The 17,670-nt window shown below is 43.8% G+C and carries 12 protein-coding genes and 1 pseudogene; 6 read left to right on the forward strand and 7 right to left on the reverse strand.

From position 1 onward, the window contains the following. Positions 1-66 precede the first annotated feature (66 nt). The 5 genes and pseudogenes from ACSR9A_RS09235 to ACSR9A_RS09255 form a co-directional block, all read right to left on the reverse strand. Positions 67-1,164, reverse strand: coding sequence for a cation diffusion facilitator family transporter (locus tag ACSR9A_RS09235; RefSeq protein ID WP_473756874.1), 1,098 nt, complete (start codon positions 1,162-1,164; stop codon positions 67-69). 246 nt (positions 1,165-1,410) lie between these two features. After that, complete coding sequence (locus tag ACSR9A_RS09240; protein WP_473756875.1) at positions 1,411-2,493, reverse strand: efflux RND transporter periplasmic adaptor subunit; 1,083 nt, start codon at positions 2,491-2,493, stop codon at positions 1,411-1,413. Positions 2,494-2,557: 64 nt separating this feature from the next. Beyond that, entirely contained in the window at positions 2,558-3,919 is a 1,362-nt protein-coding gene (locus tag ACSR9A_RS09245) for an ABC transporter permease (protein WP_473756876.1), read from the reverse strand. Continuing rightward, positions 3,916-4,632, reverse strand: a complete 717-nt coding sequence (locus tag ACSR9A_RS09250; protein WP_473757072.1) for an ABC transporter ATP-binding protein — start codon at positions 4,630-4,632, stop codon at positions 3,916-3,918. Before ACSR9A_RS09250 ends, ACSR9A_RS09245 begins: the two co-directional genes overlap by 4 nt. A 505-nt stretch (positions 4,633-5,137) precedes the next feature. Beyond that, positions 5,138-5,350, reverse strand: a pseudogene (locus ACSR9A_RS09255) (IS1634 family transposase); the annotation flags it as partial. A gap of 892 nt (positions 5,351-6,242) precedes the next feature. Between ACSR9A_RS09255 and ACSR9A_RS09260 the strand changes: the two are divergent. From ACSR9A_RS09260 to ACSR9A_RS09285, 6 genes are all read left to right on the forward strand, one after another. After that, positions 6,243-6,410: an FDLD family class I lanthipeptide gene (locus ACSR9A_RS09260; protein ID WP_473756877.1), complete on the forward strand. Its 168-nt coding sequence runs from the start codon at positions 6,243-6,245 to the stop codon at positions 6,408-6,410. A 93-nt stretch (positions 6,411-6,503) separates the two neighbouring features. Continuing rightward, positions 6,504-9,659 carry a lantibiotic dehydratase gene (locus ACSR9A_RS09265; RefSeq protein ID WP_473756878.1) on the forward strand — a complete coding sequence of 1,052 codons (3,156 nt, stop codon included), beginning with the start codon at positions 6,504-6,506 and terminating at the stop codon, positions 9,657-9,659. Beyond that, positions 9,646-10,968 carry a lanthionine synthetase C family protein gene (locus ACSR9A_RS09270; RefSeq protein WP_473756879.1) on the forward strand — a complete coding sequence of 441 codons (1,323 nt, stop codon included), beginning with the start codon at positions 9,646-9,648 and terminating at the stop codon, positions 10,966-10,968. Before ACSR9A_RS09265 ends, ACSR9A_RS09270 begins: the two co-directional genes overlap by 14 nt. A gap of 20 nt (positions 10,969-10,988) precedes the next feature. Beyond that, the gene (locus ACSR9A_RS09275; protein WP_473756880.1) at positions 10,989-12,818 is read left to right on the forward strand and encodes an ABC transporter ATP-binding protein; all 1,830 of its coding nucleotides are present in this window, start codon (positions 10,989-10,991) and stop codon (positions 12,816-12,818) included. 223 nt (positions 12,819-13,041) lie between these two features. After that, a complete protein-coding gene (locus ACSR9A_RS09280) occupies positions 13,042-14,268 on the forward strand; it encodes an erythromycin esterase family protein (RefSeq protein WP_473756881.1) in 1,227 nt (408 codons plus the stop codon). Position 14,269: 1 nt separating this feature from the next. Then, complete coding sequence (locus ACSR9A_RS09285; protein ID WP_473756883.1) at positions 14,270-15,709, forward strand: S8 family serine peptidase; 1,440 nt, start codon at positions 14,270-14,272, stop codon at positions 15,707-15,709. 226 nt (positions 15,710-15,935) lie between these two features. Here the strand turns inward: ACSR9A_RS09285 and ACSR9A_RS09290 are convergent, their stop codons facing one another. Then, positions 15,936-16,592: an SGNH/GDSL hydrolase family protein gene (locus ACSR9A_RS09290; RefSeq protein ID WP_473756884.1), complete on the reverse strand. Its 657-nt coding sequence runs from the start codon at positions 16,590-16,592 to the stop codon at positions 15,936-15,938. Between the two features lie 78 nt (positions 16,593-16,670). After that, positions 16,671-17,645, reverse strand: coding sequence for an aminoglycoside phosphotransferase family protein (locus tag ACSR9A_RS09295; RefSeq protein ID WP_473756885.1), 975 nt, complete (start codon positions 17,643-17,645; stop codon positions 16,671-16,673). Between the last annotated feature and the right edge of the window lie 25 nt (positions 17,646-17,670).

Below are 17,670 nucleotides of genomic sequence, written 5' to 3' on the forward strand. Positions count from 1 at the left end.
TGAAAGCACTCTTGCTTGACTTTTATTATAAAGGGGCAATTTGCCAAGAAGCTCATGCTCCGCCTGCTAAACCTTCATCTCAGAATGCTGAATCTGCGACTTTTCTATCTGAATCGTCGTATGCGAAATGCCAAACTGCTGCTCGATTCTCCCAAGTGCCTGCTGCAGAATATGCTGGCTGTCACGGTCATCCTCCACTAGCAAATGGCAGCTCAGCGAGTCAAGTCCTGATGTTATCGTCCAAATATGCAAATCATGCACATCTATAACGCCTTCGATATCCGCAAGCACCCGCTTCACCTTCTCGTGATCAATGGAAGGTGGTGTGCCTTCCATGAGAATATGCAGAGTTTGTTTAATAATATTCCAGGCACTGCGCAAAATAAGCACCGACACAATCACTGATATAATCGGATCGGCAATATTCCAATCAAACAAGTAGATGAGCAGTCCAGCAAGCACAGCCCCGACCGAGCCCAGCGCATCGCCCAAAACATGCAAATAGGCGCTGCGTACATTCAAGTTATTATGGACATCGCCTTTTCGCATTAAAGCCCATGCACTGGCCAAATTCGCCAGCAGGCCAACAAGCGCAATGAGCATCATGGAGCCGCTGGCCACAGCAGGAGGATCGAACAAGCGATGGTAGGCCTCCCATACAATAAACCCGGCTATGACGAACAAGGCGATGCCGTTGAACAGCGCGGCCAATATTTCAAAGCGGTAAAAGCCGTAGGTTTTCGTTTTGGAAGCAGGCTTGCTGGCGAACCAGACGGCGACAAGGCTAAGGATAAGCGCACTCACGTCGCTCAGCATATGGCCAGAGTCAGCAAGCAGTGCGAGACTGCCCGTCAATAAGCCGCCGAAAAATTCAAGAAACATAATTCCGACTGTAATCGACAGTGCAATGATCAAGCCGACCTTATTGCCATTGACATCAAAATGATGGTGGCCGCCCGGCCCATGTGAATGATCGTGCCCATCGCCATGACTGTGGCCATGGGCGTGATTATGATCATGGTGGTCACCTTCGCTGTGGCTATGCCCATGGTGATCAGTCTGGTCATGACTGTGCTCCTGACTGTGCCCCTTGCTGTGCTCATGATCGCATTTTTGACTGTCCTGCCGTCCAGCTGCCTGCTGTTGCTTTTTCTTTGTATCCATATCCTCTACCTCCTGCTGCTATTAAAAGCGAAGCCATTCGCTTTTTCAAATAAACTAACATATGAGCATGTATTCATATATTATATAATGAACCAGCTGGACACTTTTGTCAACTAGCGTACTGCCTTATTTTTCTCCACTCTTGCTCAAAGCATTCCTTTCCCTGCGCACCACGCTTCCAATAAAAAAACGAGTGTGCGCAGCCCAGCTTTTTCAAGCTTAGACGCGCACACCCGGGCTACCTATTTATTGCAAGGAAACAACGTCGCCTTCCTTCAAGCCTTCCAGCACTTCCACCTTATCTCCGGCTGACATTCCGACCTTGATGTCCTGACGCTCATATTGGCCTGCGCCTTTTTCCAGCATGACATAAGACGAAGCCTGATCGCTCATAATAGCAATGGACGGGAGGGCCAATGCGTTCTCCTTACGGCTCGTCTCAATGTCGCCAGTAAGCGACAGTCCTGCGATTAAATATTCGCTTGGCTCAAGCGAAATCACAACCTCGAATTGCGCAGCTTGATTGAGGCTGTTTTGATCGGTGCCGGTTTTCGCAAATTTGGATACCCGCAGCACTTTGCCGTCAAGCACAATATCCTTCATCGCTGTCATCTTCACTTTGACCTGCATGTCCGACTTGATACGGAACACATCCTGCTCCCCGACAAGGGCAGTGAATTGCAGCTTGTTCAAATCTACAATTTTGCCGATCAACTGGTTGTCGCCAACAGCTTGCAGCTGCTTAGCCGCTTGATCAAATAGAAAAATGCCATCGCCCGGCGAACGATACTGGGCTTCATTCAGCTTCAGCCGCTTTTGCGTCAGCGCTTTGCGCCCAATCGATTCCTTCACATCGTTCAGCTCCTGCGTCAAACGGGCCATTTCCTTGGCAGCCAGCGCCTTCTTGCGCTCAACCTCCGTTGCCTCAAGCATGCCAAGCTCATCTTCCGTATTCGTTACAAAAGCTTGCAGCTGCGCCTCTAGATCAGCCTTATGAAGCTCAGCTTCCTCCTGCGTAATCTGATTTTGCAGCTCGGTCTGGTCAAGCGTGAACAATACCTCGCCCTTTTTTACCTGCTGTCCGTCCTTTACCTTCCACTGCGTCACCTTGGAGCTGAAAGGCGCATAGACCGACGTTTCCTGCTCATATAGCGACTTGCCCTTAACCTGAATCGTATTGACGAGCGTCCCCTTGGTCACCTGAAATGTAATGGCCTGTGAATCGCCCGACATATCGACCATCTCCGGCGGCTTCGACATGGAGTAAAGCACCACGCTTATTCCGATTAATACAATCCCGATGATGATCCATTTAATCTTTTTCTTCATCTCTTGTTCTCCCCCTGGTTGCTCGCTGGCTCAGACTTGCCCTGACCATAGCGCATGGCCTTCTCTAATCTCTCTTGATTGCGGTCAATGCATCGGTACGCGAAGCGCTGACTGCCGGATATATCCCCGATATAATGCCCGTCATCACGGCAAACGCCAATCCGATCGGAATAGCGGTCAACGGAATAAAGATAGACATATTTTCCTCGCCGGTAGACATCGATAAAATAAGGGCATTAATTCCCCATACGATCCAGTATGAAAATAAAACGCCGAGCAGACCGCCCAGCAATCCAAGCAGGGCTGCCTCTACAATAAACATATTGCGGATTTGCGCCAGATTGGCACCGAGCACCTTCATAATGCCGATTTGACGGCGCCGTTGGTATGTGGACATCGTCATCGCTACAATAATGGAAATCGAAGCGATTATGAGAATGAATACGCCTGCGCCTACTGCGATGCTTTTGAACACAGCGAATTGCTCTTCAAGGCGCTCCTTTTGCAAAAGATTGGATTGGGTGTTCAAGGTGAGCTTCTTAATTTGCTCCTCCACCTGCTTCACATTTTCCTCCGCATCCACCTTGACCGTAACTTGATTATAGGTATCGTTAGCCGTCGCCTCACCGCTGCTTTGCATCAGCTGCTCTCGCAGCTTGTTCGCCGTTTCAATTGAAACGTAAATTTTGCGGTCATTGGCAATTTGCATATCTGATACACCTTTAGGCTTCTTCAATACCCCTACAACTCGAAGGCCCTCGCTTATCTTTTGCTTGTTATCCTGATCGTAGTTCACCAGCTGAATCTGATTCTGGTACAAGGCGGATGGTGTAGTCATCATCGTATTGTATTGCTCTTGCAGTGCTGGATCGCTTGGATTAAGATTCATGGCTTCAAACAATTTATTCTGCTCTTCCTGATTCATTAGTCCAAGCGTCGTACCGTAGCTTAATACGACAGAGTTTGGAGCATCTGACGCCGAGCCCTGCCAATACGTATTGCCGAAGGCTTCCAGACTGTTTAGATCCGTTCCAATAATTTCGGCATACGCCTGTTTATCGTCCGAGGTCGTCATTTGCATGTAGTTAAGCTGCTGCATAGCCGCTACGGCCTTGACATGCTTAATATTGCGCATAATTTCGACCTTTTGATCAGAAAGCTTGCCCCGATTTTTCACTTCATCGCTTGCCGTGCTTTGGCTTCCGGGACCGGCGGATGCGCCATTATCCGGCATAACCGTAATTTCATCCATTTTCAAATAGCTCGTGAGCTGGGTTTCGACAATTTTCTGCGTAGATTCCCCAATGCTCATCGCCAAAATAATAGCGGCACAGCCAATCGACAGGCCGGCTGCACACAGCATGGTAACTACTTTACGGCGTCTGACCTGATCCCATGACAGCCTCGTAAGATCGCTTACTCTCAATGGACAGCCTCCTCTACCGGAAGCTTCTCTAACTCGACAGCAGGCGACGATTTTTCCAGCAGCCCATCGCGAAGCGTAATAATGTGCTGGGTCTGCTGTGCAACCTCGCGCTCATGCGTAACGATAATAAAGGTCGTGTTCATCGTCTTGTTCAAATGCTTGAGAATGGCCAAAATCTCCTCTTCCGTCTTCGTATCCAAATTCCCCGTAGGCTCATCAGCGAAAATGACCGATGGCTCTGTAATGAGCGAGCGCGCAATACTGACACGCTGCTGCTGTCCGCCCGACAGCTGGGAAGGAAACATTTCCCCTTTATCCGGTATGCCGACCTGTTCCAGCAGCTTTAACGCCTTCTGCTTGCGTATTGAAGGGCGCGTCGATTGAAACACGAGCGGTAGCTCGATATTTTCACGAACCGTCAAGTTCGGAATGAGCTCATACGCTTGAAAAATAAACCCGATATGCTCACGGCGAAACTCCGCCAGCTTGTTTTCATTCATATTTACGATATTGTGATCAGCAATGTAAATACTGCCCTCCGTCGGCTTCATCAGTCCCGCCATCAAATTCAGCAGCGTCGACTTTCCCGAGCCTGAGCTGCCCAGCAGCGCAACCATATCCCCTTTATTTACGCGAAAATCGATCTGTTGAAGAACGCGCGTCGTCTCATTTCCGTTCTTAAATGCATGGGACAAGCCCTCTACACGAAGCAATTGCTCCACTCCCCTTGTCTCTCTAACTCTATCAAGCGTAAACGGCTGTCGCCCTCTTCTGGTGGCAAAGCTACCGTTTCGCGATGAAATATAGAGAAAGGATGAAAAACCATATACTTTCCTATATTTCAAGCGTAAACGGCTGTCGCCCTCTTCTGACGGCAAAGTTACCGTTTCGAGGGTGAAATATAAGCCCATTGTAAACGTGAAACTTATAAATGCTTATATTTAAAAACCTGCTGATGGCTACTATTTCTGCACACAACACAGCCAAAGCAATTATCGCTTCAACTGGTATATTCCATAATTATCCTCGCTTTTCAATCGTACTATAACTACTGCAAAAGAACAATACAACTGCCGCTGCTCCCTGTTTCCCCTAAATTCCCGATCAAATTACAACGAGGTCGGTGGACTTCAGATTTCAACAGTTTGATCTTTTTGTACGCGAAGAAGTCCATGTCGGTAAGCAAATTCTTTGTACATCCGAGATGTTACTAGGCAGAACTACCCACTTCGAAAATCGTACCAACGGATTGTGGTCTTCCACAATCCGAAAAAAGGCGATCGACAAAAGTTACTTATAGTGCTCGGTAAAGCATTGCTTTAAGTCCGCCGCGCTTCACGAGGCGATCAAGTGGGCCAATTGCTTCGATGGAGTCAATCCACCGGTTAGTGGATCCAGTTTCCCGACGTAAATTCGACGGCTGCGCGATTGCCAAGGTATATAAACAAAAAACCGCACCGTTACAAGGATTTTATACGATCCTCGTTAAAATTTCACAGTAATGTAGGATTAATCATCATAAGGAAAATATGTATACTTTTTTCATGTATATTTGCAATCAAAAAAAGCTGCTCCCCGGTCGAAAAACCGAAGGAGCAGCTTATTTTCAACCATTCACCGCGCCACCAATGAAAGTTTACGCGGCAGGAGTCAGCGTCTTACCTGAATCCGAAATTATCTGATCCTCAAAGAACACCTATCACAAATTCATGTATGTATTCATAGGACTAACCTACTATTGAAATATTTTCCATGGTAAATTATAATTGCAATGTAATTGAAATCAAATTAAATAATGTAATTGAAATCAAATTAAAAGTAGTTTTCGGAAATAGTCAGAAGATTAAATCGCGATGAAGGTTGTTTCTATTTTTTGTAGTTTGAGTTCATTAATGGGAATTTCTGCGGTGCGCAGGCACTGTTAATTTTCAGGCTCCTCCACCAAGCCGTGCAATCGAGTATAAGCATAACTAGCAAATTTAAAAAATACAGCCGAAATTAAATAAATATAGAACATGACATATTCTATTCGGAGTCAACCTTGGTATATTTTCGGTTTGGGAGTAGCCCGAAGAAGCACAAACTAGTACTTTCGGCAAAATAGTTCAATAAGGCTTACGAATTACTGCACTTGTGTATCAATCAATTGTGATTCGTTGAATGCCTTGTTTTTTTTCGCACAAATCTGACAACGAGTATGGAAGAAGCTGCGAACCATTATGGGTCGTTTGCGAAATCATGAAAATCACAAACAGTTACATGGCTTTTTTAGGCATATCACGGCGGCGATCTAATATTCCCAACTTATAAGGAGCGATCATTCATGCAAAATCAACTGTTTGAACTGGATTTTAAAGTACAAAGCTTTAATAGCGATGTTGTTGACCCGGATACGATTAGAACTGTTTTATGCTGGGTGACAAAAGTAACGTGTAAGGCATCATGCGGATGTGGCTTTACACAATATTGCACCCCAGGTTGCCCATTCTAATATCAGTAACACAGCTACCAGTTCGTAAGTAATAAAACGCCGTGATATGTCTAAAAAAGCCATGTAGCCATTTCAATTGGAGGATAGAGACAAATGCAAAAAGATTCAAGAGACAAATACGTACCTTTAGATTTGTTTATGATTAGAACTCCGCTTTTTCCAGTAGATCATATTAAAGCCTACTTTAATAGTGAACAAGACATTGCTCAGAACCTTGAGGAAATCTTGAACTGTCCTGAAATTGTTGAGGCTATTGCCATCGCAAGCCCTTCGCTATATAAAAGTTTATTGAAACCGGATAAGAATGACAGGCAACAACAACAAATGATAGGAAGCTTATTCAAATATATGAATCGCATGTCTACCAGAGCGACTCCATTCGGGCTATTCTCTGGAGTAGACATTGGAGTTTTTGGAAGCGAGAATGCTATTCAAGTAGGTACTGTTGAACAACATGTTAAACGAGCTAGACCGGATATGCAGTGGCTATTAAGAATTATTAAAAATATAGAAGAAGATCATAATATTGTCAAGGAGCTGGACGTCAGATTCAACCAAACGGCCTATAAAATTGGCGATCGAATTAAAATTCCTTTTATCACTTCATATGGAGATTATACAGATAGCAATAAGGATTTCACATATGCCTCCGTTAATTGGAATGAAATTGTGGATTTTGTCTCGAAGCAGACATATGAGCCTATTAATATGACGGAATTGAATCAAATTATTCATAATCGTTATAACCAAGTAGACAGAAAGACAGTCGAAAATTTCACATTCGGTTTATTCAAGAACGAGTTTCTGTTAAGCACGCTTCGGCCGCCGTTAACGGATGAGAATGCCTTTGACTATTTGATCGAGAAAATTAGACGCATAACAGAGCTTCATCTCTTATACGAAAGGTTACTAGTTATAAGACAGTCCATTCATTCATACAATCAGCAAAAAATTGGAGAGGGTTTGTCGATCTACGAGACGACGGTTACCTTGATGAATCAATTGGCGGAAGTGAAAACGCCTTTGCAAATCGATCTGAAATCATCCCTCAATCATAATATGTTAAATGAAAGTATAAAGGGTGAGTTATCTCAGGCAGCGGATATTTTGCTCAAGCTTTCGCCCCAAACGTCATGGTATAAGCATCTTAGCAAATATCACGAGGAGTTTATAGAGGCTTATGGGGTAGCCAGAGAGGTACCTTTGTGCGAACTGTTGGATGAGGATATCGGTTTGGGGGCACCTCCAACTTATGAAAATCCGAAAAGCGACTATGTACTGCATAATGACTATGAAGAGGAAATCGTTTACTCTAGGAAGCTGATGAATTATGCGCAGGAAGCAATCTTGAAGAGAGAAGAGCTTCAATTAACGGATGCTATTGTTGATGACCTCAAAGTTAGTTACGAGGATGATTTTCTATCGCCTCCGGATTCAATGGAATTATATTTCTCCATAATCAGCCCAGAACAAGATGCTTCAGATTATGAGCTTATAATGGGTCCGAACCCTGGTTCCGCCGGAGCAGGTAAAAGCTTTGGAAGGTTTCTGGATATGATAGACCCTGCTGTAACGGACCAAATTAAAAAAAGTGTAAAAGAGCATCCCAATAAAATATTTGCAGAGGTTGTATATTTGCCTAGGCATTCTAAGGCAATTAATGTGGTCATGACAAGGAATCTAACCAAACATCAAATTGTCATCGGAACTAGCAGCAATAATCGATTTGAGGAAATTTCGTTAGACGATCTGGTCGTAGGCAGTTACGGATACAGGTTCTATCTTAAATCAAAGAAATTGAACAAAGAGATCGTTCCTGTAACGAATCATATGCTTAACTTCACCAGCGGCACTCCTAACCTATACAGGTTTTTATGTGAGCTGGGAATATCGCAGTATAAAAATTGGCGCGGCTTCTATTGGGGCATGTTATCTCGGCAGCCTTATTTGCCGAGGGTAAGATACGGAAAAATCGTATTTTCTCCTGCGACTTGGAATGTTGATCGTAAGATCATAGCTTTTGCTTCCAATCATACAGAACAGGATAAAGTGACCCTGCTTAGACAGTGGAGAGAGCAATATCAAGTACCTCAGTTTATATACTTAACAGAAGCAGACAATCGAATTATGTATGACTTATCCAGCGAATTCCATTTAAAGCAATTGGTTGGCGAAGTGAGTAAACTGCCTGAAAACGGTTACCTTGTCTTGACGGAAATCGAATCTAAATTTAGTAACTTTATTACTAAGTCCGAAGATGGAAGGCCCTATTATATGGAAGCAGTATTCCCTTTAAGTAGGAAAATCCACATAAATGCTCAAGACAAGTATATTCAAAATGAAAAGGAAGCCTTACAGGCTTATTCAACCGTAACGGATACAATAAGAGTATACCCGCCCGGCAGCGAGTGGATGTACTTCAAAATTTACGGCGTGAAAAGCAGAGCGGATGAGTGGGTAGGAACTGAGTTACTGAAATTTATTGATGAAATGCAGGGAGTAGCCTTTGACTCTTTCTTCTTTATGCGATATGCAGATCCACGCGCTCATGTACGTCTTCGATTCAAAGGAAAACAGGAGCTTCTAATAAATAAATTATTTCCAGCCTTTCACGACTGGATAGAAAACTTGCGCTCCAGGGGGATAGCAACTAAATATTCTTTGGATAGCTATGAGCCTGAGATCGAAAGATACGGCGGACCATTTCTTGTTAGCAGAGCTGAAGAACTGTTTTCTGCAGATAGCCGGTTTGTTGCCAATTGCATAAATCACGCTCAGAAAAAAGATACTATTCTATCCATTGAGAATATCGGAGTCATTAATGTAATCAGTTATGTTGCTGCATTTTATCCCCATTTTGAAGATCAATTGAACTGGCTGAATCGTATGACTTCAATTAAGAAGTATACGAAAGAGTTCAGGGAACAGCGCTCCTTTTATATGAAAATGGGCAACGACTCGGACAATTGGCGTAACTTGCGCACCCTAAATGAAGGCGAATTTTTGTATGAGCAGATCCGGCATCGTTCTATAGAGATGAAAGCTTATATAGAGGAAATGAGAAATGCTAAGACATTATATAATAAGCCAGATCAAATACTGTCCAGTTTCATTCACCTTAGCTTGAATAGATTGATAGGTATTAACCAGAGCTTGGAGGAAAAAATCATGACTTTTGCCTGCCATACTCTACATAATCTAAGCTATATCAAGAAAGAGAAGGGCTTAAAAATTCATGTTGAAATTTAAAGATGCCAATTTGCAGATGAATATAAACCAAATCGACAAAATCGAAACAATTATTAACCATTTAAAGCAAACATATGGAAACGTTGACAAGGTTATGGACTTTTATGAGGAGCAAAGATTTAGTCAAGCGGATCTTTGCTCACTTGCTGTCGGACTGCCAGGGTTAATTATATTAACGGTGGAGTTAGGCAAGCTGTTTCCTGAAGAGAACTGGCAGGAAGTCGGGCACGAATATGTGCGCAGGCTGCAAACATTGATTAACGATGGCAATGTTTATTCTTTATCATTATGGTCGGGACTTACAGGCATCGCTGTAAGCACGGAATTGTTGGCATGTACAAATAAAAAATATTTGAAGATGAAGGAAGCACTGCACAGTTTTATTTTATTCAATCTGCCGCAAGAGATTGAACGGGCAACCGAAAATTTACACGGTAACGTAGATATGCTGGACTACGACTGCATGGAGGGTCTAGCAGGAATTGGGCGATACTTGCTTCAGTTTGACGATGAAGAGAGTGTTTCCAGTACGAAGGCTATCTTAGACTATCTAGTTGCATTGAGCAGTGAATACGATAGGCACGGAGAATTTGTTCCAAGCTGGTATATCCCCCAATCCAATCAATTTCTAGAAGCGGAGAAGGTAAAGTATGAACAAGGGAACTTCAACTTGGGCATTTCCCATGGGATTGCAGGACCGCTTTCGTTGCTAAGCTCTGCCTATACAAAAGGGATTAGAGTCGAGGGGCAGCTTGAGGCTATTGAAAATATAGTTGCCTTTTTTAAACGGTGGGTACAGCACGACGATTATGGAATTGTATGGCCTGATCGAATATCGTTGGAAGAGTACACTGCGGGTACTAAGAGCGGAGTGACAGTTAATAACGAATCCTGGTGTTACGGCATTCCCGGGATTAGTCACGCTTTATCTTTGGCAGCAAACGCACTCAACGATGTCTCTTGCGAGAATTTGGACATCCGTGCTTGTAATGAAATGATGAAGCGGCCAATTGACATTTGGTCTATTAAGTCGCCAACGTTCTGTCATGGATTTGCTGGGTTATTATATCTGTTGCATAAGTTTCATCTTAAGCATAGTGCGGATTGGGACAGGAAACCGCTCTATGACACGTTGGAAGCTATACTGGGTGAGTACGATCCAGAGTTAGCTTTTGGATTTCACGATTATGACCATGGACCGATGCAGAATCCAGGGCTTCTTGTCGGGACAGCAGGAATTGTACTCGTGCTGATAAGCATATTGAAACATCAGGATTATGAGTGGGACTATATATTCCTTATTTCATAACGGATAAAGAGGGTGAAAAATTGGACGGAAATATTAATTACAAGACGATACTGCATACGTTTTCTTATTGGCCCAAATTATTAATTCTATTTTATAAAACGAATAAGATTTACTTCATTGGAATAATTATTCTCACTTTGCTACAGGGTGTTAGCCCGGTCATTTCGCTATATTTGACTCAATTATTCGTGAATACGATTGTAACAACGAAAGACAGCAGCATTGAAGGGGTTTTAATCGTATTTTTATTTTTCGTCGGATTTGTTGTCGTACGGGATATACTGGGGCTTATCCGCGAATATATAGAGGGGCTTTTTCAGACGTTATTGTCCAATCATATGAATATGCTTGTGTTGACAAAGGCCAGCACGTTGGAGCAAGAGGATTTCGAGAACGTCGAAGTACAGGATCAGCTTAAACGCGCTCAACAAGAAACCAGCTTTCGACCTTACCAAATTTTCCAACAAATATTAGCTTTTATAACTAGCACCACTACGTTAATTTCTTCCGTTATTTTCTTATTTCAGTGGAATTGGTGGATGAGCTTGCTTTTGCTTCTAACACCACTTATTTCAATCCCATCCTATATGAAACTAAGTAACTCTGAATTTGTACTCCATTGGCAGCGTGCGCCAAGGAACAGAATGAGTTGGTACTATACGCATCTATTGACTCACGACAAAGCCTTTAAAGAAGTAAAGCTGTTTGGGGTTGCCGACTATCTCTTACGCAAGTTTGAAGGGATTGTGGAAGGCTTCTATAAGGAAGACAAAAATTTGGCTAAGAAGAGACTCCAGCTCACGTTAGTATTTAGAACGCTGAACTTAATCTTAATGGGTTTCGCAATCTTTATGGTAGCTAAAGCTACCATGCTGAAACAGCTCTTAGTGGGCAGTTTTATTAGTTACATTCAGGCGATTACGCTTACGCAATCGAACTCGCAGCATTTGGCTCAAAGCTTAGTTGGATTATGTCAGCACAACCTCTATATCGAACAACTTTTTCATTTTTTAAATATGCAAGCAGCCCAACCGCAACCAAATTCCCATGAAGGAAAAGGAATCGAACTTATTAAAATCGAGTCAATCGAATTTAAAAACGTTTCATTCACCTACCCTGGCACAGACAGATATGCATTGAAGGGTATTAATTTGTTTTTGAAGAGAGGCGATGCCATTGCGATAGTCGGTAAAAATGGTTCCGGAAAATCAACCCTGATAAAGCTTATTGCTCAATTGTATAAGGACTATGAGGGTGAAATTTTAATTAACGATATTAATATTCATGATTATACGACGGAGTCCATTCGAAGTAACATCGGCGTAGTCTTTCAAGATTTTATGCAATATGAAATGCCGGTAAGAGAAAATATCGGAATCAGCGATTATCAAAACATGGATAATGATGACAAAATATATGAATCTGCATTTAAATCGGGAATATCGGATTTAGTTAAAGCATTGCCCGCTCAAATCAATACGCAGCTAGGGAAGTGGTTTCCTGACGGAATTCAGCTCTCTGGCGGCCAATGGCAGAGGATAGCTATCGCTAGAGCATTCTTTAAGGATGGGAGTATCTTTGTGTTAGACGAGCCGAGCGCTGCGCTTGATCCCGAATCCGAAAAGGAAGTTTTTGAAAAGTTCACCAAACTGATTGATGACAAGATTGGGATCTTTATTACACATCGTTATACATCTACCAGATTTGCCGATCGCATTATTTATATGGAAAATGGTGAACTAAGCGCGATTGGGACCCATCAAGAATTAATGCAAGTATGTAATGAATATCGATATCTATACAACCTGCAAATTGAATCTTTCCAAGTACCAGCAGCTGTAAATACATAAGGGATATGGAGGAAGGAAATGTTAGCGCTATTGAGAGAACTGTTAGAAAGTCTTATTAGAATTGGCTCGATCAAATTGTCGCTCCTAATCTTTGTGCTTTTAGGCGTAATCACGGGGATAACGATGATTATTAAAAAAAAAAAGAAAAGCGAGGAGTAAACTAATATCTTCTTAAGTTGAAGTCATATGTTAATTGCTTGCAGCACTAAGGAGGTACAAAGATATGGGATTATTTGAGAGCTCCAATAAGAAATATTTAGATGAGGGCAGCTGGGTTAGAAGAAATACCGTTCGACTTCCTGAACCTGAAGGATGCACGGACTCCGATTTTGAGCCTATCCGTCAGTATATCGGCGATAAGCGAATCGTATGGCTTGGAGAGAACAGCCATGGCATATCTCAGAATAATACATTGAAATCGAAACTTATTTCATTTCTTTACACTGAGATGAATTTTAAAGTAATTGCCTTTGAGAGCGGTTTAAGTGAGTGTTACAGTGTCAATGGTATGAAGAATCAACTTAGCTCTGAGGAAATCATGCAGCAATCTATTTTTTCGCTATGGAGAACGAAAGAGACGTTGCCATTATTCGAGTTGATCAAGTCGACAGATTTAAACCTGACTGGGATTGATTTTCAACCTTCCTCAAAAGTCAATCCATTAAGAGAAATGCTGCAAACACAAGGAGAATTAGAAAAAGCAACTATAGAGGAATTGAATCGACTGGCTGAATATTCTGTTCAATGGTACGCCCGAATTGGGGAGTTTCGAGCGAAACGAAAAAGAATACCGAAAGGGATTCTTGCAGAATATGAAGACAGTAAAACCGAGAAATTGGGAACCATTAAGCAGTTAAGAAGCGAATTATTAGCTCGTCCGAGAAACCAGGTATTGTTGGTGTTGGATCGTTACCTTGAAAATACAGCAGTATTCTTAAATAGTATTGCGCTTCGTTCTAGAGAGTATGCAAAACGCAGAGATCAAATGATGGCTGACAATCTGGAATGGCTTCTTACTGTCCTATATCCTTGTGAAAAAGTGATTGTGTGGGCGCATAACGCTCATATTTTCAAAAATTTCAAATCATTCACAGGATACAGGCCTATGGGATCGCTGGTTTCAAAACAAATAGTCGAAGACTCTTATTATGTAGGGTTATTTATGTACCAAGGGACGGCAGCTTTGAATCATGGGAGCGATTATACACTTATCAAGCCACGCAAGAAGAGCTTGGAAGATTATATGAACCATCAAGAGGCGGAAGTCGGTTTAATAGATTTTAGCCAGGTTGAAGTAAAGCCTGAGAACAAGTGGATCAGCCGAAGAACGATCATATTAGAGTCAGGAAGCTTTGAACGTTTAATTGTGCCAAATAAGCAGTTGGATGGGATCTTCTTTATTAAGAATGTTTCACCTCCAAATTATTTATATAATTCGAAGGAGAAATAAAATGAAACAAATAACGTCCAGACTATTAAAATCTCTTATTATTACAGCAATATTGTTATTAACGCTCACGAACAACAATCTTTTATCGGCGAATGGTACTGATACGACTCAACAGCCGGTAACGTCCCATGAACTCATTGTTGTTAAGGATAAATACTTTGTGAATTTATTAATCAAATTTATATCCAATAAATATCCGGATTTGAAACTCGATTACATAAAAGAAATAGGAGTCATTCAAATTGAACATCCTCAAGAAAAAGTCTTAGAAAATGCAAGCAAGTATATTCATAAAAAATTTAAACGGTTTATCGTTCAAGAATCGGAAGTTATGAATCCACTCGATTTAGATGCAGTGCTAGCTGCTCAATTTGCGACTGATGCTGAATCAAACGGAATGCCTAATTTCCAGAATGATCCTAACGTATTTTCTTACTGGCAGTGGGGCGTTAATTATGTTACTGAAAATAAGAAAAGCTATTCTATAACTAAAGGCAGCCATGATGTTAGCGTAGCAATTTTGGATAGCGGAATAGATTTGAACCATCCGGATCTGGCAGACAATATTATTTCACCTGGACAATCCTTTGTACCAGGAGAACCGACTGCTATGGATTACAACGGCCATGGAACTAAGGTGGCTGGCATTATAGCTGCGAATGGAAACCTAACGGGTATTGGCCCCGAAATTGGAATTGTACCCTATAAAGTATTTAGCCGCGAGGGCGGAAGAGCCTTTTGGATGATCCAAGCGATGGTGAAAGCAGCAAACGACGGACATGAGGTGCTTAATATTAGTTCGGGGATCTATCAGACTTACAGCGAAAAATCAGGAGGCGCCGTTGTGGAAGCTTTCCAGCGAGCGATTGACTATACGAATAATAAAGGTAGTGTAATCGTAAACTCAGCCGGTAACGAAGGAGTTGATATTGACCAAATCATTCCGACAGGAGAAGATGGAAGAGGCGTTATTCGGTTGCCTTCTGTTTTTTCAAAAGTAATAACTGTAGGTGCTTCAACATTAGAACGAATGCCAGCTCCTTACTCGAATTATGGCAAAAAAGTTGATTTCTACGCACCAGGAGGAAGTTACGGTCCGATTGCGCATGAAGATGAATTTGATTTCAGTTTTCTTCTATTAACCACATATCCAACTTATTTGGAGCAGTCAACTATTGCACAATTAATCAGCTTGCCGAAAGGGTATGATCTGGATATTGGTACAAGTTTGGCAACTCCCGCTGTTTCAGCTACATATGCCTTGGTTATTCATAAACTTAAAGAGAATAAGCTGAACAAGGCGCCTGAAGAAATATCTAGCATGCTTAGGGAAATGGCAACTCAACTATCTGTAAATGATCCCGCAGGCAAAACGGTCGGAATGGTGAATGCTTTTAAGGCGCTGCAGTATGTTGAGAATGAAAGCATGCCTCTTAAATGAAAATAGCGTCTGGAAAACGTTCCTACCCTTTTTATAGTGGTAGGAACGTACGGCAAATTCGATTGCTCACCAAACAATAGCGCCAGATTCATTTGCGGGAGCGGATCATGTAGTCGCATTGTAAGCTCAGTACTCTTTTTCCGCCCGCCGCCTAGCTGCCAACTGCTCCGATTTCTACAAATCTATACGCAGTAAAAAGCGGACGGGTTTAAAAATATCATTTTTGCTATTTAATCGCTAATCTGCTGTTTTGTACCGTAGACAGCCACTCGCGGGCGAGCAGCTCATGCCCCGCCGCTGTCGGATGAACGCCATCCCACAGCCAGTAGGCCGCGCCGGTCACTTCGCTCGCTTTGTCGAATACATGCTGCACACGTACAAGAACCGCATTATACTCTGCTGCAAAAGCAGCTGTTTTTTCCTGATATCCCTTAATAATTTGCTGCCACTCTTCCCAGCGCTCCAACGGCACGCCAGTTTTCAGGATGAAGGGCTCGACAAGAACAAGCCGCGTCTGTGGCAGCACCTCGGTTGTCTCCTCCAGCAAATGCCGGTAAGCACGCTCGAAACGGTCTGTTGCGCCGCTCGCTTCGCCAGACATCGTGCGCCCCGCATCATTGACACCAACCAAAATACTGAGTATATCCGGCTTCAAGCTGAGGGTATCCTCGTTCCATCTAGCGTACAAGTCAGAGACCCGATCGCCGCTAATGCCCCTATTAATGAAATGGGGAGCTTTCTCCGCCAATTCATAGCCAAGTCGTGAGGCAATTAAATACGGATAGCTATGGCCTAAAATATGATTTAAATCATCATTGCGCCCTCGCGAACCATCTGTAATGGAATCCCCTTGAAATAAAACGGTCAATTGCTGCTCGCTCATCTCGTCCCAACTCCTTAATAGTGGATAAAAAAAATGATGCATGTTCGGTTGAAATATTGAAATGCTCTGCTCTGTTGCCTATTCAAGCCCCGGCTCCTCACGCTGCAGTTCTGCAAAGCAAGCCGCTGTTTCAAGAGCAGCAGCGCTATCACCAACCCCATCTTCGACACACCATGCTGCGGATAGCACCATATGGCTGAAGCCATAGGCGAGAACACGCTCCTGCTTGAGGCACAGGGCCTCGCTGAGGATATGGACGCGATTACGCAGCAGCTTGATTCGCTCCTCCCGTGTCTCAGGCAGCTGATTCATCAGCAGCGGAATGACGCCATAAGCCGCCTCGCCGATGACACCTTTGGGATCAATCGCCAGCCAGCTGGCAGATGCTTCCCCATCACGCACGGCGGACAAAATATTGCCCTGATGCAGGTCGCCATGCAGCAGCAGCTGCGGCTCGCTCTTGCCCGTTGCGAATAGCTGGCCGAAGGTCAGCTGTGCCTGTCGGACGAGCGGCTCCGGCAGCGGCCCGGTGCCGCCATCATAGCGCTGGCGCAGCCGCTCCAGCCCGCGCGCCCACTGCAGAGCCCTAGGGAAGCTCACGCCTCCGGCCGCTTCCCCTACAGCCACTGCGTCCGCTGCTGGCACAGCCAGCTTACGCATCACTTCCGCAGCGATGCGGATGGCCGCCGCATCGTCTGCCACTTCCGAGAGCAGCTGTCCCGGCCTCAGCCGCTCCAGCAGCATAACGCCGCGCTCCTCATCCGATGCCAGCAGGCGAACCGCTCCGCGCCCTTCATATAGCTGAAGCGCTGCCAGCTCCGTCCGGCTTTCCCCTGACGGTACGCCCAGCTTCAGCACAGCCTCGCTCCCGTCCTTCCGCAGCGCCGGAAGCACCAGATTAAAGGTCAGCTCGTACGGCGTGTGATCCGCCAGCCGCAGCTCCCACCGCTCCGCACAGCTTGCCAGCAGCAAATCCAGCTCAACCAGCCACTTCTCGCCGCGTTCTCCATGTACGCTTTTGACAGTCTGTACCCATGCTGATGGCCATTTCATCTCCGCTGACCTCTCTTTTCCGCTT

This window comes from Paenibacillus sp. R-74696, assembly GCF_055814915.1.

What these genes read in the sequence shown, in the direction of transcription:
- ACSR9A_RS09235 (WP_473756874.1), bottom strand. Translation starts at nt 1,164, where the DNA reads ATGGATACAAAGAAAAAGCAACAGCAGGCAGCTGGACGGCAGGACAGT.
- ACSR9A_RS09240 (WP_473756875.1), bottom strand. Translation starts at nt 2,493, where the DNA reads ATGAAGAAAAAGATTAAATGGATCATCATCGGGATTGTATTAATCGGA.
- ACSR9A_RS09260 (WP_473756877.1), top strand. Translation starts at nt 6,243, where the DNA reads ATGCAAAATCAACTGTTTGAACTGGATTTTAAAGTACAAAGCTTTAAT.
- ACSR9A_RS09265 (WP_473756878.1), top strand. Translation starts at nt 6,504, where the DNA reads ATGCAAAAAGATTCAAGAGACAAATACGTACCTTTAGATTTGTTTATG.
- ACSR9A_RS09270 (WP_473756879.1), top strand. Translation starts at nt 9,646, where the DNA reads ATGTTGAAATTTAAAGATGCCAATTTGCAGATGAATATAAACCAAATC.
- ACSR9A_RS09280 (WP_473756881.1), top strand. Translation starts at nt 13,042, where the DNA reads ATGGGATTATTTGAGAGCTCCAATAAGAAATATTTAGATGAGGGCAGC.
- ACSR9A_RS09285 (WP_473756883.1), top strand. Translation starts at nt 14,270, where the DNA reads ATGAAACAAATAACGTCCAGACTATTAAAATCTCTTATTATTACAGCA.
- ACSR9A_RS09290 (WP_473756884.1), bottom strand. Translation starts at nt 16,592, where the DNA reads ATGAGCGAGCAGCAATTGACCGTTTTATTTCAAGGGGATTCCATTACA.
- ACSR9A_RS09295 (WP_473756885.1), bottom strand. Translation starts at nt 17,645, where the DNA reads ATGAAATGGCCATCAGCATGGGTACAGACTGTCAAAAGCGTACATGGA.